The following is a 17577-nucleotide window of genomic DNA, read 5'->3' as shown; positions in this document are numbered from 1 at the left end:
TTTGTTCCGTTTGTTAAAAATATGCAACCTTATATTTTAGTTCTATATTACAGTAAAAATGGCTCAACAAAAGAGATGGCACATTTAATTGCAAATGGTGTTGAGTCTGTAGGAATGGCTGTGAAAATTCGCACAGTTCCAAATCTATCGACAGTGGTAAAAGAAGCAGAGCCAAGTATTCCTAGTGATGGTGATATTTATTGTACTTTGGATGATTTGGAAAATTGCTCAGGTTTAGCATTAGGTTCGCCTACACGTTTTGGTAATATGGCATCTGAGTTAAAATATTTCTTAGATCAAACAACTAGTCTATGGTTAAACGGTGCTTTACATAATAAGCCAGCAAGTGTGTTTACAACTTCAGGTTCTATGCACGGTGGTCAGGAAAGTACATTATTAACAATGCTTCCGCCATTGTTCCATCATGGCATGATGATTTTGGGACTGACGAATGCAAAACCAGCTTTGTCGAATACTAAAACAGGTGGAACACCTTATGGTGCATCACATGTGAGCGGCCCAAGACATGATTTAAGTTTAAGCCAAGATGAAAAATGCTTATGTGAAGAGCAGGGGCGGAGACTTGCGGAAACAGCGTTGAAGTTGTCGAAATAAAAATAAAAAGGAGAATATTAATTCTCCTTTTTTTCTGCCTTAAAGCGTTTGCCACATTTGCTGCATTGGTAATCTAAGAAAATGTTTTGATCGACAATAACACCTGCTTTTTTACCTACACGATGACCAAGAAAGCCACCTGTAATCCCTATACTAATTGCACCAATAAAAGTGCCTACAGTTCCACCCACAATAATACCTAAAGGTCCTGCTACCGTACCAATGGCAGCACCAATGGATGCACCTGATGCAGCACCACCCACAGTACCAGCAGTTGCACCTGCACCGCTGAGCAATACGCCACCTAATTTCTGAAGGCTTTGTTCATGGTTGCGTTGTTCAATTTCGCTAGATCCACATTTAGGGCATTGCATGCTGATGTTCCTCTTCCTGAATCTTTATTGTTGCATGGTTTAATTTTTTGTTCTTAGCTAATTATGCCAAAAAACACGTGAAAGTTTAAAAGCTTAGTGAAAATAAAAAAGCATGAAAAAAGCGCCATGAGAGGCGCTTTAATATGAAAATGCTCGATTAGTCGCGAACAAATTCAACTGTGCCATTTGCTAAAGATTTAACACGTGCTAAAGATTCTACACGGTAACCTTTTTCAAGAAGCAAATCACGACCTGGTTGGAATGATTTTTCAATCACGATACCAATACCAATGACTTCAGCATTTGCTTGATGAATTAAGTCTGCAAGACCTAAAGCTGCTTGACCATTTGCCAAGAAGTCATCAATGACTAATACTTTGTCAGTTGAACTGATGTGCTTGTTTGAAATTGCAATTGTGCTTTCAATTTGCTTTGTGAAAGAGAAAACTTTAGAACGATATAAATCATCTTTTAATGTTAAAGATTGATATTTACGTGCAAAAATTACAGGAACACCAAGTTCTAAACCAGCCATGACAGCAGGTGCAATACCTGAAGCTTCAATGGTAATGATTTTTGTGATGCCCGCATCTTTGAATAGACGAGCAAATTCTTGACCAATGAGTTGCATCATTGCAGGGTCAATTTGGTGATTTAAGAAAGAATCGACTTTCAGAACTTCCTCAGAAAGGACGATACCTTCAGCTAAGATTTTCTGTTCAAGTGCGTGCACGGGAGAATCCTCAAGAGCAGTTGCTTTTTAAAGCAAAAGCGTATTTTAAAAAGCAACTGAAAAAATGCAAGCATAATTGGGAAAATTAATTAATTTGTTTGACCTTTATAACTTGTTAATAACAGTCCATAAGAGGTTTTTTTATCAACATGCGTTACTTTTACGGGTAAATAGTCTAATTTGGGTGCTAACCAAAAAATAGTTTCACGCCCTGGTTTGTCATGTTTTAAAACGACTTTCATGGTATCGAAAGTACCATAATTGGTTGTTACTTTCTCATTTCCTTGTTTTACAAATTTACGAGACTCAATTTCTTTTGCATCAGCAAGTAAATAATTAGATCTTAATGTTCCTTTTTTCAAGTCTTCACGTAATTGTAGTTCTGCATTTAACTCATCTAAAACACCTGCTTTCCAAGCAAATGAGCGAGATTTATCATCTTTTTTAGTATTAATTAATTTTGTACTTGGATTGAAGTTAATAGTCATGGTGTTGTTATGAACAAGAACTTTACTTGTACGACTGAAACTTGAAGATACAATTTGTTCATTCTTAAAGGAGAACTTACTGGTTTCTGTTGCAGAAGCTAAACCTACAGCTTTTGCGGCAAATATATAAGACCAATTATTTCCCGATTGGCTTAAAGTACGTGTAGCAGAGCCAATATTCTTACCGTTGTAACTAAATTGATAGCCTGCTTGAAATGGACTCATTGCAAAGGCTTGACTAGAAATAGAACCTAGTACCGCCGTTACTGTAAGAGCAGAAGTAAGGCCGAGTGTTTTTAAAATTTGTTTAGCCATATATGTAATGTCCTATTCCTATTAAGTAATGGAGGTTCAGTTCCATAGCTTTAAAATTTATCTTAATGATTATGCATTTAGATCGTGAAGATAAATCTGAGGTTTATTTCTTTTGTGTTGCATAAATGTAGCATTACACATTTTACTGCATTATTTGTTCTTTCTACGCTATGACGTAACATCAGATTCATTTACATCTGTATCCATACGCTCACTCGATATTTTATTCAAAAGTGCCATTAAGTTGACGTTTCCAAAAACAACAAGCTGAGCTTCCCGAAGTACAGCGTGATTTACATTTACTTTGGCCAAGGTTTCAATAATTGATTTATTTTTACCTAACCAACGATTTAAGTCTAAATGAAGTAAATCATCTTTAACCTTAATGACATTAAGCTTTTCTAAAATTAGACCTAAGGGATCTTTATTTAAAACTTTTTGATAGAACCATAAAGCACATTTCACTCCACCTTTATGGAAAATATTTGGATATTTTGCATCAAGGATAGATGTTTCACTAATTTGTTCAAATACAACAAGCTGCTTCTTTTTATTGAGCTCCATAAGTACAAGCTTTAAATCGACCGTTAATGTGATTTTTAGACCGTTATAATCAAGTGTGGCATATAAGCGTAACCAATCATCATGTAAATCTGCATGAAGATCTTTAAGCATTTTTACGTTATCTGTGACAAATCGTTGGAATGTTGCATTTAGAAACACTTGTGACATTGGAAATTCACGTTCGTCTTCAATGTAATCTTCAGCTTTTTGATAAGCTTGTTTTAAGCGTTTGGATATGTTTGAAATGAGCGTTTGCATGTCGTGTTCCAATGATAGGGTACCTTTGACTCGAGTTACTTTAATTGTATTAAAAAATCGAGTTTATCGCTTGCAGTTTAGCAAAATAAATAGCACCATTTTCAATAGTTTATAAGCTTAACTTATTTGTTGATGGGTTTCACTTTTATCTACAAGAATAGATAATTTGATCAATATTATTCTGTTTTTACAGTTTAGGAAAACTGACTTTTGTCCGTTTATTGTGATGTCAATTAAAACATTTTTAACACCCTTTAAAAGCCATTGGTGGCAAGATTCTCTTTTTACTGCAGCATTGTTGATTGCAGGACTTCTTCATCTTCTTGTTTTAACACTACAATTTGCAGAACCAAAGGAAACGGATACGTCTACAAAAGATATTGCAGTCTCTATTCGACCTGCTGAAAAAGAAGTAAAAAATGCCGATTTTTTAGCACAAGAAGATCAGCAAGGTTCTGGTACTTTTCGTGAAGCTCATCGGATATCGAGTGATATGCCTGCTGCCGTTGAAGATGTAACAACGGGTAATCAACAGCTTGAGAGTTTAGAGCAAATGCAACAACAGCGTGAATTAAGCTTTGAAGAAAAAGTATTAATGACCACATTAAGTTGGAAAAAAGAAGCAGAGCAAAATAACCGTAAAAAAGCGATGGAGCAGCTCAATAGCCAATTTCAAGCCAAAGCGGCAATGGTTGCAAGTATTGAAGCGCAATATTTAAAACGTCAGCAAAATTTTAGCCGTACACAAAAAGTAAAAACATTAGATGGTATTCAGGCGAAAAAAGATGTTTCGGCTGCTTATATGGATAAATTCCGTGAAAAAGTAGAATTTTACGGTAATCGTCATTATCCAGATCAAGCCAAACAAATGCGTTTGGCTGGTGAGGTTCGTTTAATGGTCATTTTGAATGCAAATGGTGGTATTCGTGCAATTCGATTAATTGATAGTTCGGGACATTCTATTTTAGATGAAGCTGCTAAGGCATCTGTTCGTAAAGCAGCACCTTATGGCGCATTCGACGCTAAAATGAAAGATATTTCAGAGCTTAGAATTATTCGGACATGGCGTTTTGACCCTGCCGAAGCAGAAATTGAAGTGAACTAAATTTCTCTCGCTAATTCTTTCCTTACAGAAAAGGTTGGCTAAATTTTCCAAAATAAAAAAGCGAGCCGTAGCTCGCTTTTTTCAATTTAAAATTAATCTTGTTCTAAATAAGGATTTTCAAATCCTAATTTAGCAAGAATTTCGATTTCTAGTGCTTCCATTTCATCGGCATCTTCATCTGAAGTTTCATGGTCATAGCCCATTAAATGTAAAGTGCCATGTACAAGCATGTGAGTGAAATGTGTAAGTGGAAGTTTATTTTGTTCCTGAGCTTCACGTAATACAACAGGAATGCAAATGACTAAATCACCAATAGGAAATGAATCTAAAATTTCAGCCATTTCATCGGGAAGATCACTAGGAAAAGATAAAACATTAGTCGGTTTATCTTTTCCTCGATATTCTAAATTGAGTTTATGGCTTTCATCATTATCCACACAAGCAATACCAATTTCACAATCGCTTTGTGTGTCGATATGACGTAAAGATGTTTCTACAACTTTCTTAATATGAGCGCGTTTCAAGACCAATTCAGGTGATTGAAAATCCTGTTGTAGTGAAAGACTAAGCTTCAAAACAAATCCTTAAATTATGTTTAAATTAGTCTTGTGCATCTGCTGCTGCATCATTTTCAGCAATTAATGCAGCTTGGAGCGCTTTACGTTCCGCGCGAGCTTCGGCACTAAGACGTTGTTGTTCACTGTCCCATCCTTCGTATGCTTCAACAATTTTTTGAACCAATTGGTGACGCACAACATCTCGAGAATGAAAGCGAGTAATATGAATTTCTTTAATTTTCTCAACAACACGTAATGCGTGTGATAAACCTGATTGTTGCCCTCGAGGTAAATCGACCTGTGTTACGTCTCCAGTAATCACAGCACGGGAACCAAAACCTAAACGCGTTAAGAACATTTTCATTTGTTCGGGTGTTGTGTTTTGTGCTTCATCGAGAATAACGAAAGAATGATTGAGTGTGCGACCACGCATATAAGCGAGAGGGGCAACTTCAATGACTTGGCGTTCAATAAGTTTTGCAACTTTTTCGAAACCAAGCATTTCGTATAATGCATCGTAAAGCGGGCGTAAATAAGGATCGATTTTTTGAGTTAAATCACCGGGTAAGAAACCGAGTTTTTCACCCGCTTCAACAGCAGGTCGAACCAATAAAATACGCTGAATTTCATTACGTTCTAGCATATCTACTGCAGCTGCTACAGCAAGATAGGTTTTACCTGTACCTGCGGGGCCAATACCAAATGAAATATCACTTTGTAAAATACGTTGTACATAGCGTTTTTGGTTGGCACCACGTGGGTTAATACGACCTTTACGTGTTTGAAGATAAACATCTTCTAGACCTGTGTGTTCTTGGTCTAAATCTGTTTGTAGTTCACGGTCTGTTTGGCTACCTTGAATCATGAGATGCAAGGTATCAGCGGAAATTTGTTGAGTAGTTTCGGCTTCGGTATACAGGCGTTGGAGCAAACTTTCGGCTCTCTCGACTGCATCAATATCACCATCGACAAAGAATTCTTCGCCACGATGGGAAAGTTGGACATTTAAACGTTGTTCGATTTGTTTTAGATGACCGTTATAAGCACCTAACATACTTTTTAAACGGTCTACCGAAACACCAGGAAAAGCTACTGTACGTCGAATCGTTGCAGTCAAGAGAGTTCCTTAAAAGTAATCTTGTTATAGCCCTACATTACGCCACGTCAGGTTCAAGATTCAAGAGCTCACCGTAAACTAAATTTAAAGTTTTTATTTCAGTGATTTCAATTTCTGCAAAGCGACCAACCCACGAAGCATCACCAATAAACGTGACATAACGTGTGTTGTCTGCTGTACCCACTAAAAGATCAGGGTCTTTGTCAGAAACTTTTTCAATAAGAACACGTTGGATTGTACCGAGCATTGCATCTGTTTTATTAATGCTTGAGCGTTTAATCCATTTTTGTACTAAAGATAAACGTTCTTTTTTCACATCTTCAGGAATTGTATCTTCCAATTCTGCCGCAGGTGTTCCCGGGCGTTTTGAATAGACAAAGCTGTAAGAGTGGTCAAAGTCCATATCTTTAATGAACTGATACGTTTCTTCAAAGTTCTCATCTGTTTCACCAGGGAAACCAATAATAAAATCTGAAGATAAATGCATGTCTGGACGCACTTTACGTAATTTCGCAATTTTTTCGATGTAAACATCAATTGTATGATTACGCTTCATAGCCTGAAGTACATCGTTTGAACCACTTTGTACTGGTAAATGAAGATGAGAAACCATTTGAGGTAAATCACGGTAACATTGAATTAAGTCATCGTTAAATTCGAGCGGATGCGATGTTGTATAACGTAAACGACCAATACCTGGAATTTCTGCAACTAAACGAAGTAAATCTGCAAATGTGCAAATTTCACCTTCGAATGTTTCACCACGGTAGCCATTTACGTTTTGTCCTAATAATGAAATTTCACGAACGCCTTTTTCTGCAAGCGTTGCAATTTCAGCAAGTACATCGTCTAGTGGGCGTGAAACTTCTTCACCACGAGTATAAGGAACAACGCAGAAAGAGCAGTATTTTGAACAACCTTCCATAATTGAAACAAATGCTTTATGACCTTCAACGCGTGGTTCAGGTAAAAAGTCAAACTTTTCAATATCTGGGAAAGAAATATCAACAAGTTTGATTTTTTCTTTTTTCGGTTTTTCAACTTGCTCAAAATGTTGATCAAGCATTTGTGGTAAACGGTGTAGCGTTTGTGGGCCAAAAATCATATCGACATAATTGGCACGTTTTTGAATGTTGTCACCTTCTTGAGAAGCAACACATCCACCAACACCAATAATAAGATCAGGATTTTTTTCTTTAAGCTTGCGCCAGCGACCTAACTCAGAGAATACTTTTTCTTGCGCTTTTTCACGAATAGAACACGTATTCATAAGTAGAATATCGGCTTCTTTCGGGTCTTTAGTTAGCACGTATCCGTGTGAATCGCCTAGTAAATCTGCCATACGGTGACTGTCATACTCATTCATCTGACACCCTTGCGTTTCGATGAACAGTTTTTTGACTGAATCGTTGGCTGGGGTGTGCTGTGGCTGGGTAACAGTGTTTTCTGAGGCAGCTTGGGCACTATTGGGAATGAAGGTTTGAACCGTCATGTAGGCTCCTGAAGGATAAATCTTTATGAAACATGCTCTTATGGTAGGATTTTAGACCTGGTGATTTATCACATGGGTTCTATCTACAGTAAATGTTGAGCAAAATTCAAGGAATGTAAGAAGGCGCATAGTTTAGCAGGAAAATATCAAAAATTTATAATTTAAAATAAGTGCGTATTTTTATTGATTTATGAAGGGAAAATGTTTGAAAATTAATATTGTTTAATCATAAGGTTACACAACAGAACAATAGCGTTATTCTAAACTATTCGGTGCTGTTGGTTAATTTCTATATATAAAAGGCACAGTAATGAAAGAAAGCACAAGCATGCTCACAATGATTGAAAGACAAAAACAACGCTATAAAAGTCTTGTGCTAAGTATGAGTTCCTTGTGTATTGTTTCTTTTGCGCATGCAGGAAATGAGCAGTTCAATGACGCATTAAGAGCTGCGAATTCAGGTAACATTCAAGCCTTAGAACAATATCAAAATTCTATGCAAAATGATGTTCTAGGCTACTACCCAGAATATTGGAAATTAAATAGAAACCTTGCTTCACAACCTGCAAGTGCGATCATTGGTTTTGCACAGCGCTACCCTCAATCTGCTATGGCTGAAAAATTGGCAGCAGATTATGTAGAAGAAAAGGTAAAGCAAGCAGACTTTTCAAGTCCTTTACCCGTTTTACCTTATGTGACGAATCCTGACCAAGCGGAAAGTTGTGCAATGGCACAAGTACGTGCACGTTCAGGTGATCCATTGGTTTATGCAGAATTTAAAGATGTTTGGTTAAGCACAAATTCTCAATCTGATTTTTGTCATGGTTTGGCACGAATGATGTCCTCTAGCCCTTTAATGACAAAGGAAGATAAAGAGCAGCGCCTTTGGGGACAATTACGTTCAGGAAAAAGTGGTCAAGCTGTTGCAACAGCTCAAAGTTTAGGACTGAATTTAACACTAGCTCAATTCAATTCTATTCAGGCCAATCCTGCAAATTATCTTTGGTCGGCACCTAAAAGCTCAGATGCGGATTATGCGTATTTAATTTTTGCAGTTGGGCGTTTAGCAGATAGTGATTTGAATTTAGCATTATCTTCTGTAAATCGCACTGCTGATGGTACACCTGAGATCATTCAAAAGGCGTTGTATCGAACTGTGGGTTATATTGGCGGTACCACGGTCATGAAAAACAATTTCAATAAAGAAGTTCTGGATTTGCTAGATGCAAGTTATGGTTTGCCATATAGTCCTGAAGAAGCTGAAATTTATGCTCGTCAAGCTATTCGTTTTAGTGAGTGGGAAAGCCTTATTCGTGCCATTGATGCTATGTCTGTAACACAACGCCAAGAAGAGCGTTGGCAATATTGGTTAGCGCGTGCGTATGAGCAACGCTCAGATTCTGCTTCAAAGCGAACTTCAAAAGAAATATTTAAAAAGCTTGCTGATGGTACGGGATATCACAACTTATTAGCAAAAGATCATGTTGGTGAAACTTATAATTTATCGTCAAATTATGAACCTTCAAATAAGGACATTCAACGCTTAAGCCAAGATGTTCATTTTAGTCGTGCATTTGCATTAAGAGATGTAGGTGCACCCGTTGTATATATTAATCGTGAATGGAATTGGGCTGTTCGACAAGCTTATTTAAAACATGATGATGAGCTTATTCTTGCTGCTGCGAAACGAGCAACAGATATGGGGTGGTATGATCGCGCAATTTATGCAGCAGATCGTACGGTAAATAAGCATAACTATGTGTATGGCTATGCAACACCACATCGTGATTATGTTGTGAGTCATAGTCGAAATGCTGGAATTGATCCTGCTTGGGCTTATGGGCTTATGCGTCAAGAAAGTCGTTTTAATACAGATGCACGTTCACACGTTGGTGCAGGTGGTTTAATGCAAATTATGCCAGAGACAGCAAAATTGGTTGCACGCAAAATGGGGGAGACCTATAACCCCGCAGCATTGACTGATACGAATGTAAATATTAGATATGGAACATATTATTTATCGACTATTCAAAGTCAGTTAAGTGATAATTCTGTGCTTGCAACAGCAGGATATAATGCAGGACCAAACCGTGCACGCCGTTGGCAACCAGAATATCAAAGTATTGCAGCAGATCAGTACACAGAAACTATTCCATTGAGTGAAACACGTGATTATGTAAAACATGTCATGACAAATGCTGTTCATTATGGTTTATTGCTAGGACAAGGTTCACAATCTATTGGTCAACGGATGCAGGTCATTCCTTTGCGTAACGTAGCGCAATAGTCGTAATACAATTAAAGTCATTTGCTTTAATGGGTCAGATAAAAATGAGAAATGCTTTGAAACAAAAAATGATAAGAAAAAGTGTGCTTATGTTAAGCACGCTTGGTTCATGTTTTGTTGCACCTCATCTTTATGCAAATAAACCTGTTGGCTATGTTTTGGAAATTCAAATGACACCTGCGATGTGTCTTCTAGATACATCTAAAGTGAAAAAGCGGAAGTGTTTAGAAGGGTATACCTTAAATATTCAAGGTTTATACCCTGAAACTTCGCGTAAAGATTGTATGACTGACTCATCTGCTACACTGCCACCTTTACAGGCGAAAGTTGTTGCACGCGTTATGCCTGATGAAGCAGCACGACGCCAATTGTGGAGTGCTGTTGGTGCTTGTACAGGAACAACCGCAAGTCAGTATTTTAGAACAATTATTAATTATGCAGATCGTTTGAATATTCCATCTGTGATGACCGAGCAAGAAACACATCAAATTCATACCTTAGCATTACAAACAATGTTTATCCGACTAAATAAAGGTTTGACATCAAATGCTATCAGTTTTAGATGTGCGAAACATCGTGGTACAAATTATTTAACGACATTAAATGTGTGCTATGCACAAAATGGACAATATAAGTCGTGTTCTAATAAAGTCGTTTCAAATTGTCTAAATACTTTTACGATTAAAGGCTCTTACTAGGCTTTTTCATAGTTTAATTTATATTTTCTATCAGACTTTTGTTCAATTAGATTCTGTTTTACATGCATCAGACGAATGATTGGAGTACAATCTTTGCCGTTTATGATGATTAAGATTAAATAGAACAGCTATTTAATTGCATTGACTATCCTCTCAATTGGAGATAATTACATGAAGCAAGCAGTTCGTGTTGCCGTTACTGGCGCAGCTGGTCAAATCGGTTATAGCTTATTATTCCGTATCGCAAGCGGCGAAATGTTAGGTAAAGACCAACCAGTTATTCTTCAATTATTAGAAGTTCCATTTGAGAAAGCTCAAGCTGCGCTTAAAGGCGTAATGATGGAACTTGACGACTGTGCATTCCCATTGTTGGAAGGCATGATCGGTACTGATGATCCTAAAGTTGCATTCAAAGATGCTGACTACGCTTTATTAGTTGGTTCACGTCCACGTGGTCCTGGTATGGAACGTGCTGAATTACTTAAAGTAAACGGTGAAATTTTCATTGGTCAAGGTCAAGCACTTAACGAAGTTGCTAGCCGTGACGTTAAAGTTCTTGTTGTAGGTAACCCTGCTAACACTAACGCTTATATCGCAATGAAATCTGCTCCAGATCTTCCAGCTAAAAACTTTACAGCAATGTTACGTCTTGACCACAACCGTGCGTTAACTCAACTTGCTCAAAAAGCTGGTGTTGCAGTTTCTGATATCAAAACGATGACAGTTTGGGGTAACCATTCTCCAACAATGTATGCTGACTACCGTTTTGCAACTGTAAATGGCGAAAGCTTAAAAGACAAAATCAACGATGCTGCTTGGAACAAAGATGTGTTCCTTCCAACAGTTGGTAAACGTGGTGCTGCGATCATCGAAGCACGTGGTTTGTCTTCTGCAGCTTCTGCTGCTAACGCTGCAATTGACCATATGCGTGATTGGGCTCTTGGCACAAATGGCGAATGGGTAACTATGGGTATTCCTTCTGACGGTTCTTATGGTATTCCTGAAGGCGTAATGTTCGGTTTCCCTGTAACTTGCGAAAATGGCGAGTACAAAATCGTTCAAGGTCTTGAAATTGATGAATTCAGCCGTGAGCGTATCAACTTCACTCTTGATGAGTTAGAAGGCGAACGTGCAGCAATTGCTGACATGGTTAAATAATTTAGTCTTTTAGATTAAGTTATAAAAAAGCACCTCAAATGAGGTGTTTTTTTATACAAAAAATACAGGAATAATATATTTTATTTTTATAAAACCTGTTATAAGGATTTAAATAATAATAAATTTTTTAAGGAGTTGCGGAATGTCAGATGTGAACATTACACTGGAAACATTATTCCAGAAGCTAGGACTGGCTTCTGATGAAAAAGATATGGATTCTTTTGTCGATTCGCATCAACTGACTATAGGTGTAAAGTTAGAAAGTGCACCATTTTGGAGTGATGAACAGCGCCAATTTTTAGAAAACTATAAATCAAAAAATGATGAGTGGGCAGTGATTATTGAATTATTGGATGAGCTTTTACATGGTGAATAACTTAATAAGTGTAAAAATAACTGATTGTCTGAAGTTTAAATATTGGTTGTTGCGTATTAAAAAATAATGTCATTTAGAATGAGAAAAGTATTTAAATTATTGGGTTTAAGTTAAGAGTTATTATACAAAAAGTAACAACCAGTCAAATTGTTGGTGTTAGATTCATAGTTGTAAGTAAAGTAAGTCGATGAGATTGAATCATGCTAGATATGGATGTAACACAAGAGTTATTATTTCAACAATTAGGATTGGATAGTTCAGAAGAAGGAATTCTAAAATTTATTAGCACACATCGATTAGATTTAAATACATCGATGCCTGCTGCTGAGTTTTGGACTGATTCACAACGTGATTTTATTGTCAGTCATTGGAAAAAAGATGATGAATGGGCAATGGTGATAGATCAACTGAATGAACAATTGCATGACGATTGATTAAGTTATAAATAGAAACATAATATTTAAACATCGGGCTAGTTTTGTTGATGTAATTCTTATAAGCTGATTAAATAATAAACTACAAATAAGTTGATAAGGAGGGCGAAAGCTCATGCAGAACAAACCATCCTTAGAATTATTATTTTCACAACTCGGTTTAGCCAATAGTGCTGCTGCAATTGAGCTATATGTACGTACACATCAACTACCAGCAGATGTTTCACTTCATGATGCACCTTTTTGGAATAAGGCACAGCGTTCACTTCTTATTAGTCATTTAGTTCAAGATGATGACTGGGCAATTTGGATTGATGAGTTAAATCAACAATTACATTTAGATGCTTATAAATTACAACCTGTTTAAACCTATGACCTAAAAAGATAAAAGCCTCTTTTCGAGGCTTTTATCTTTTAAAAATTAAAATTTTCAAATTTAATGGAGTTTGCTTTGTAAAATCTGCTTAAACCATTGTTCATCTTGGTATGCTTTAAAAGCAGGGTGTTGCGTCAAAATTTCAAAATCATAAAGTGGTGTTTGACTGTATTTTGTGAGCCAGTGACGAGTCATTGATGGTTCATTCTTCATAGCAGATGCATACGCTAAAAAGAAATAGATATCGCCGTGCTCAAGCTTTGCCATAGGCTTCATAATTTGTTGTGTAATAATGGCATAGCGTTCTTCATGCGTGATTTCAAAGAACATCATGTAGGCTTTTGCCAAATGCAAAGAAAGATTGATATATAAATCGAGAGGCATTTCTTCAAACTCAATACGAGCTTGCTCTAAAAGTACAATCGCTTCTTGTAAAAAGTGAACTTGTTCTTGGCGAATATCACTGATCATGACCAATTGAAGACGTAAATCAGCTCGTTCCAATGCAAGTGTGGGTGTGTTTTCTTGCAAATAAAGTTGGTCGGTTTCACCAATACGTTGAATAATTGTCTTTGTGTTTTCGCGCATCGGAACATCCTCATTGAATCATCTTTACTATATGAGGATGTTTTTATAGATTTAAAGTTACAAGATAGAATCGTTATGGCGCAGCCATGCAGTAATAGATAACCTTTGATGTTTTGCTTCTAATACTTCATGCAGTAAATCACTTTGGAATAATGCTAATCGATTAGGTTTGGGGTGTATGGTGTGCCATTGATTGTTTTTATCTTGTAGACGTAATTCACCGCCCCAATCATCTTGCCAAGTTTCATGTAAATAATAAACGGCAGAAAGAATACGACCATTTTTACCTTGTGGATTATCACGATGCAATGCATAAAATTCACCTGCGTTATAGCAAGCAAAATGTGCTTCTACATTATTGATTCCTAAATAAAATGCACGATTAAATTGTTCTGCAAGTGCATAAAGCATTTTTGTATGTTGATGCGATATTTTTAATTCTTCATGTAGCCATAAAATATGATCGCTACGTATGTTTGAAACAATACCATTTTGAATTGCAGCATCTCTAAACTGGTTTAAGTGAGATGTACATTCTTCTACAAGTTGATGAATATACTCAGAAGAATAAGCATCATCAATGATTGAGAACCCATGTTGATCTAAATCATCTAAGATTTGATCAACATTCCAAGACTTTGGGAGAAGGACTGCTTCCATTAATTAAAACTCAAAAAAATATCTGTTCGCTATTAGAACAAGATATGCTTCTGAATGAAACTAAATTTCATGCTAAAATACTCGTTGATATGAGGAATAAATGAAACATGAATTACCGTCACCATTACCATGCAGGCAACTTTGCCGATGTCATGAAGCATGTATTATTGCTTCAATTACTGACTCGACTCAATGCAAAAGATAAACCTTATCGCTATGTAGATACGCATGGTGGTGCTGGTAAATATGATTTATCGACATCTGAAGCACAAAAGTCTGGTGAGTTTTTAACGGGTATTCACCGTTTAGTTAAACTTGATGACTCTATTAAGCGTAATGCCCCCGAAGGTGTTCAACAATATTTAAAAGTTGTTGAAAACATGCGTGAAAATTTTGGCAAAGGTGCATACCCTGGCTCACCATGGTTTGCCTTAGAAGGCATGCGTGAAATAGATAAAGCGACTATTTTTGAAATGCAACGTGATGTTTTTCAACAATTACGCCACAATATTTTTGATAAGCGTGCAGGCTTACATGAGCGTGATGCTTATGAAGGTCTTTTAGCTGTTCTTCCACCTAAAGAAAAACGTGGTTTGGTGATGATCGATCCTCCATATGAAGTGGAGCGTAAAGATTTCCCTCAATTGGTTGAGCTAATTGTTGCTGCATATAAAAAATGGCCTACAGGCGTATTTGCTATTTGGTATCCAATTAAAGACCGCGCGATGATTGAGCGTTTTGAAAAGAAAATGTTTAAAACAGGAATTCGTCGTCAATTGGTATGTGAAGTATGCGTATGGCCAGATGACACACCTGTTGGTTTGAATGGTTGTGGTTTATTGGTTATTAACCCACCATGGAAGTTTTCTGAAGATGCTGATGAAGCGTTACAATGGTTATTCCCACATTTACGCATGAGCGAAAATGGCGGACATGCTGCTGTACGTTGGTTAGTTGGCGAATAAGTTAAAATAAATCAGAAACGGTCACATTTAGGAATAAACAATGACAAATACAAATAAACCTGAACGGGAAATATCTTCAACGAAAGAAAGTACTTTCGATGGAATTACTTTTGAAGTGGAAGAGGAAGAACATACCCATGAAGGACAGAAAGTAAAGCGTCGTGGTATCTATCTGTGGCCAAATTTGATTACAACTGCAGCGTTGTTATCAGGGTTTTACTCGATTATTGCGAGTATGAATCAAGACTATACGCATGCTGTTTATGCAATTTTTATTGCAGCATTATTGGATGGTTTGGATGGTCGTGTCGCACGTGCCATTGGTGCACAAAGCCCATTTGGAGAGCAGTTTGATTCATTGTCAGATCTGCTTGCATTTGGTGTGGCGCCCGCTATTTTAATGTATAGCTGGAGCCTTCACGATTTAGGCCGTATTGGTTTAGCAGCCTGTTTTGTCTATACAGCATGTGCAGCATTTCGTTTAGCACGCTTTAATGTGCAAATAGGAGTGGTGGATAAACGTTATTTTATTGGTGTTGCAAGTCCACTTGCAGCAGTAATGATTATTTCATTGGTACTCGTAGCTCGAGATTTTCCAGAAATATTTGACTTACAAGCTTTTGGTAGTCAAGTTTTCAATGCTGTGATCATCATTGCTGTGGGTTTACTTATGATTTCAAACATTAAGTATTACTCATTTAAAACGGTGGAGCGCAAGCGAGTTCCATTTTTTGTTTTACCTATTATTGTCTTTATTTTTGCTGCAGTCACTTACAACATTCCTGTCGGTATATTTGTGATTTCTATCATTTATGCATTATCTGGTTTTGTTACAACATTCTTGGCACGAAATACGTCAAAAACATGATGAATTAGAATGAGGAGTTCGATATGGCATTGTTTTTCGATTTATTAGATCAGTCAAAACAATGTAATCGAGCTTCTCTAAATTCACTCGATCAACTCCCTTATCATGTACCAAATAATAAATATAAAATTACCCATCACGCATTAGTCATTCCAAATCTTCCAGCGCCTTTACATTATTTTAATTTTTATAGTTTACTTGGGCAGCCAAGCGCACCTATTTTGCAAAATGAAAGTAGTATCAATACTTATGCTTTAGATACAGCTACAGTATTTAATAGTGTAAGTGCACAAATGGCTGGTTCTCTTCACTCATATTCAATTCAAAAAGATTGTTCATTTTTACAAAATCAAATTCAGTTTTCAGATTGTGAATGTATTAGTGGTTCTTTTCCTAATTTCATTATTCAAAGAGAAGATGAGGAGTTAAGTTTTAAAATTAAAATTACAGCTACAAACACAGTTTCACATTTTTTAAAATTAAGAATGGCGTTGGCAGAATATTGGTCTGTATTGTGCAAATGCGAAGGAGAGATTATTTATAAACAACAAAAAACAAAAATAGACCATTTAGGAACATTCGATTTTGCAAGAACAGTGAATTTTCCATACATTCCTTTTGCTTTTTATAGCTATCTAATTGTGAATCTTAAAAATGATAGACAACTTATTTGTATACAAATTAGAAATGAGATAAATCAAATATTGCAATCACGAATGTATTTGCGAGATGGGGATAAACAAATAACACAGGTTTATGATGATTGTGTGGAATTTAATATTTATAGAGTCTATCCAAAAATAAAAACACCAAATGGTCTTGATATGTATTTACCTAGAGAGTTCGAGTGGAAGTCTGTGGCAAAAGATGGTGTTCAAATTATTTTGAGTGCACAAAGTCGGGGGGATTTTAAGTTTGGGCTTGGAGCAGGTTATGTTGGTAGTTTTAAATATGTTCTAAATATTAATAATGAAGAAGAAATGGGGGATGGTGGTTATTGTGAATATATTGATTGTCGTGCTTTGAGGTGGCAAGAGCATAATAAGGACGAAAAAAATTATAGATTTAAAGATGAAATTATTCCATTTATGACCAAAAAATAATAAAAAAAGTAATTTTTGATCGAATAATACCCGTTTGATAGAAGAAAAATAAAAAAAGTGAAAAAGGGGGTTGTATTGGAATGGAAATGCTGTAGAATGCACATCCATCGGCGGTGATGAAGATTAAAACTTCTGATAAAACAGCAACTTAGCACGAAGTGTTGAGATTAGGTTTTAGAAAGAAAGTTTAAAATAATTTGAATTACTTGTTGACTTTCTAGAGATAGAGAGTAATATAGCCGACCTAGCTTGCTACTGACGAAGTAGTAAGAAGATCATTAAGAGATTATGAAGAACAACTTGTGTGGATTTTTACTGATTGATCAATCGAAATTATTTTCATTGATTTAATGGTAGAAATTACTCGAAGTTTATTTGAGAAATATTTGTCAGAAAATTGATGAGCCAAGATTGGTACCCTTTAAAGGTACTACTGATTTTAAACT

General features: G+C 36.3%; 20 protein-coding genes. 11 read left to right on the top strand and 9 right to left on the bottom strand.

Features of this window, described 5'->3' with window-relative positions:
- The first annotated feature begins 21 nt into the window (after window positions 1-21).
- The gene (wrbA, locus tag AC5YC8_RS02155) at window positions 22-615 is read left to right on the top strand and encodes an NAD(P)H:quinone oxidoreductase (RefSeq protein ID WP_496163401.1); all 594 of its coding nucleotides are present in this window, start codon (window positions 22-24) and stop codon (window positions 613-615) included.
- A gap of 17 nt (window positions 616-632) precedes the next feature.
- Here the strand turns inward: wrbA and AC5YC8_RS02150 are convergent, their stop codons facing one another.
- The 4 genes from AC5YC8_RS02150 to AC5YC8_RS02135 all read right to left on the bottom strand — a co-directional run bounded on the left by AC5YC8_RS02150 (window position 633) and on the right by AC5YC8_RS02135 (window position 3347).
- Window positions 633-989: a hypothetical protein gene (locus AC5YC8_RS02150; RefSeq protein WP_496119727.1), complete on the bottom strand. Its 357-nt coding sequence runs from the start codon at window positions 987-989 to the stop codon at window positions 633-635.
- Window positions 990-1146: 157 nt separating this feature from the next.
- A complete protein-coding gene (locus AC5YC8_RS02145) occupies window positions 1147-1722 on the bottom strand; it encodes a xanthine phosphoribosyltransferase (RefSeq protein ID WP_496119729.1) in 576 nt (191 codons plus the stop codon).
- 89 nt (window positions 1723-1811) lie between these two features.
- Window positions 1812-2525 (bottom strand): DUF3108 domain-containing protein, encoded by a 714-nt coding sequence (locus AC5YC8_RS02140; protein ID WP_496163400.1) that lies wholly within the window; start codon window positions 2523-2525, stop codon window positions 1812-1814.
- A 168-nt stretch (window positions 2526-2693) separates the two neighbouring features.
- Window positions 2694-3347, bottom strand: coding sequence for a hypothetical protein (locus AC5YC8_RS02135; protein ID WP_496163399.1), 654 nt, complete (start codon window positions 3345-3347; stop codon window positions 2694-2696).
- A 226-nt stretch (window positions 3348-3573) separates the two neighbouring features.
- On the opposite strand from AC5YC8_RS02135, the gene AC5YC8_RS02130 reads away from it, so the two are divergent.
- On the top strand, window positions 3574-4452 hold the full coding sequence (locus tag AC5YC8_RS02130) for an energy transducer TonB (protein WP_496163398.1): 879 nt from the start codon (window positions 3574-3576) through the stop codon (window positions 4450-4452).
- Window positions 4453-4544: 92 nt separating this feature from the next.
- Here the strand turns inward: AC5YC8_RS02130 and ybeY are convergent, their stop codons facing one another.
- Genes ybeY through miaB form a run of 3 tightly spaced genes read right to left on the bottom strand, consistent with a single transcriptional unit; the run spans window position 4545 to window position 7618 of the window.
- On the bottom strand, window positions 4545-5027 hold the full coding sequence (gene ybeY / locus AC5YC8_RS02125; protein WP_496163397.1) for an rRNA maturation RNase YbeY: 483 nt from the start codon (window positions 5025-5027) through the stop codon (window positions 4545-4547).
- Window positions 5028-5052: 25 nt separating this feature from the next.
- On the bottom strand, window positions 5053-6126 hold the full coding sequence (locus AC5YC8_RS02120) for a PhoH family protein (protein ID WP_496163396.1): 1074 nt from the start codon (window positions 6124-6126) through the stop codon (window positions 5053-5055).
- Between the two features lie 37 nt (window positions 6127-6163).
- Window positions 6164-7618, bottom strand: coding sequence for a tRNA (N6-isopentenyl adenosine(37)-C2)-methylthiotransferase MiaB (miaB, locus tag AC5YC8_RS02115; RefSeq protein WP_496163395.1), 1455 nt, complete (start codon window positions 7616-7618; stop codon window positions 6164-6166).
- Window positions 7619-8000: 382 nt separating this feature from the next.
- Here miaB and AC5YC8_RS02110 point away from each other — a divergent pair, with 382 nt between their 5' ends.
- From AC5YC8_RS02110 to AC5YC8_RS02085, 6 genes are all read left to right on the top strand, one after another.
- On the top strand, window positions 8001-9905 hold the full coding sequence (locus AC5YC8_RS02110) for a lytic transglycosylase domain-containing protein (RefSeq protein ID WP_496163634.1): 1905 nt from the start codon (window positions 8001-8003) through the stop codon (window positions 9903-9905).
- A gap of 68 nt (window positions 9906-9973) precedes the next feature.
- On the top strand, window positions 9974-10603 hold the full coding sequence (locus AC5YC8_RS02105) for a ribonuclease T2 family protein (RefSeq protein WP_496163394.1): 630 nt from the start codon (window positions 9974-9976) through the stop codon (window positions 10601-10603).
- A 171-nt stretch (window positions 10604-10774) separates the two neighbouring features.
- Complete coding sequence (locus AC5YC8_RS02100) at window positions 10775-11761, top strand: malate dehydrogenase (RefSeq protein ID WP_496163393.1); 987 nt, start codon at window positions 10775-10777, stop codon at window positions 11759-11761.
- Window positions 11762-11903: 142 nt separating this feature from the next.
- Window positions 11904-12137: a DUF2789 family protein gene (locus AC5YC8_RS02095; RefSeq protein ID WP_496163392.1), complete on the top strand. Its 234-nt coding sequence runs from the start codon at window positions 11904-11906 to the stop codon at window positions 12135-12137.
- A 200-nt stretch (window positions 12138-12337) separates the two neighbouring features.
- Window positions 12338-12571 carry a DUF2789 family protein gene (locus AC5YC8_RS02090; RefSeq protein ID WP_496119745.1) on the top strand — a complete coding sequence of 78 codons (234 nt, stop codon included), beginning with the start codon at window positions 12338-12340 and terminating at the stop codon, window positions 12569-12571.
- A 115-nt stretch (window positions 12572-12686) separates the two neighbouring features.
- Window positions 12687-12938: a DUF2789 family protein gene (locus tag AC5YC8_RS02085; RefSeq protein WP_496119746.1), complete on the top strand. Its 252-nt coding sequence runs from the start codon at window positions 12687-12689 to the stop codon at window positions 12936-12938.
- A 69-nt stretch (window positions 12939-13007) separates the two neighbouring features.
- On the opposite strand, the gene AC5YC8_RS02080 is transcribed toward AC5YC8_RS02085, so the two are convergent.
- On the bottom strand, window positions 13008-13535 hold the full coding sequence (locus AC5YC8_RS02080; RefSeq protein WP_496119748.1) for a hypothetical protein: 528 nt from the start codon (window positions 13533-13535) through the stop codon (window positions 13008-13010).
- Window positions 13536-13592: 57 nt separating this feature from the next.
- Window positions 13593-14195 carry a 2OG-Fe(II) oxygenase gene (locus AC5YC8_RS02075; RefSeq protein ID WP_496163391.1) on the bottom strand — a complete coding sequence of 201 codons (603 nt, stop codon included), beginning with the start codon at window positions 14193-14195 and terminating at the stop codon, window positions 13593-13595.
- Between the two features lie 107 nt (window positions 14196-14302).
- On the opposite strand from AC5YC8_RS02075, the gene AC5YC8_RS02070 reads away from it, so the two are divergent.
- From AC5YC8_RS02070 to AC5YC8_RS02060, 3 genes are read left to right on the top strand one after another with little or no spacing between them, the layout of a single operon-like run.
- Window positions 14303-15160 carry a 23S rRNA (adenine(2030)-N(6))-methyltransferase RlmJ gene (locus AC5YC8_RS02070; RefSeq protein WP_496119751.1) on the top strand — a complete coding sequence of 286 codons (858 nt, stop codon included), beginning with the start codon at window positions 14303-14305 and terminating at the stop codon, window positions 15158-15160.
- Window positions 15161-15200: 40 nt separating this feature from the next.
- A complete protein-coding gene (gene pssA, locus AC5YC8_RS02065; protein ID WP_496119753.1) occupies window positions 15201-16028 on the top strand; it encodes a CDP-diacylglycerol--serine O-phosphatidyltransferase in 828 nt (275 codons plus the stop codon).
- A gap of 23 nt (window positions 16029-16051) precedes the next feature.
- Complete coding sequence (locus tag AC5YC8_RS02060; RefSeq protein ID WP_496163390.1) at window positions 16052-17131, top strand: DUF6670 family protein; 1080 nt, start codon at window positions 16052-16054, stop codon at window positions 17129-17131.
- The last annotated feature ends 446 nt before the right edge of the window (window positions 17132-17577 follow it).

Source organism: Acinetobacter sp. FY731, from assembly GCF_059515905.1.
Note: the sequence above shows the minus strand (reverse complement) of the source record. Positions and strands in the feature narration are given on the sequence as shown.

Coding starts and splice junctions, on each gene's coding strand:
- wrbA (WP_496163401.1), top strand. CDS start 22: ATGCAACCTTATATTTTAGTTCTATATTACAGTAAAAATGGCTCAACA.
- AC5YC8_RS02150 (WP_496119727.1), bottom strand. CDS start 989: ATGCAATGCCCTAAATGTGGATCTAGCGAAATTGAACAACGCAACCAT.
- AC5YC8_RS02140 (WP_496163400.1), bottom strand. CDS start 2,525: ATGGCTAAACAAATTTTAAAAACACTCGGCCTTACTTCTGCTCTTACA.
- AC5YC8_RS02135 (WP_496163399.1), bottom strand. CDS start 3,347: ATGCAAACGCTCATTTCAAACATATCCAAACGCTTAAAACAAGCTTAT.
- AC5YC8_RS02130 (WP_496163398.1), top strand. CDS start 3,574: ATGTCAATTAAAACATTTTTAACACCCTTTAAAAGCCATTGGTGGCAA.
- miaB (WP_496163395.1), bottom strand. CDS start 7,618: ATGACGGTTCAAACCTTCATTCCCAATAGTGCCCAAGCTGCCTCAGAA.
- AC5YC8_RS02110 (WP_496163634.1), top strand. CDS start 8,001: ATGAGTTCCTTGTGTATTGTTTCTTTTGCGCATGCAGGAAATGAGCAG.
- AC5YC8_RS02105 (WP_496163394.1), top strand. CDS start 9,974: ATGATAAGAAAAAGTGTGCTTATGTTAAGCACGCTTGGTTCATGTTTT.
- AC5YC8_RS02100 (WP_496163393.1), top strand. CDS start 10,775: ATGAAGCAAGCAGTTCGTGTTGCCGTTACTGGCGCAGCTGGTCAAATC.
- AC5YC8_RS02095 (WP_496163392.1), top strand. CDS start 11,904: ATGTCAGATGTGAACATTACACTGGAAACATTATTCCAGAAGCTAGGA.
- AC5YC8_RS02090 (WP_496119745.1), top strand. CDS start 12,338: ATGCTAGATATGGATGTAACACAAGAGTTATTATTTCAACAATTAGGA.
- AC5YC8_RS02085 (WP_496119746.1), top strand. CDS start 12,687: ATGCAGAACAAACCATCCTTAGAATTATTATTTTCACAACTCGGTTTA.
- AC5YC8_RS02080 (WP_496119748.1), bottom strand. CDS start 13,535: ATGCGCGAAAACACAAAGACAATTATTCAACGTATTGGTGAAACCGAC.
- AC5YC8_RS02075 (WP_496163391.1), bottom strand. CDS start 14,195: ATGGAAGCAGTCCTTCTCCCAAAGTCTTGGAATGTTGATCAAATCTTA.
- AC5YC8_RS02070 (WP_496119751.1), top strand. CDS start 14,303: ATGAATTACCGTCACCATTACCATGCAGGCAACTTTGCCGATGTCATG.
- pssA (WP_496119753.1), top strand. CDS start 15,201: ATGACAAATACAAATAAACCTGAACGGGAAATATCTTCAACGAAAGAA.
- AC5YC8_RS02060 (WP_496163390.1), top strand. CDS start 16,052: ATGGCATTGTTTTTCGATTTATTAGATCAGTCAAAACAATGTAATCGA.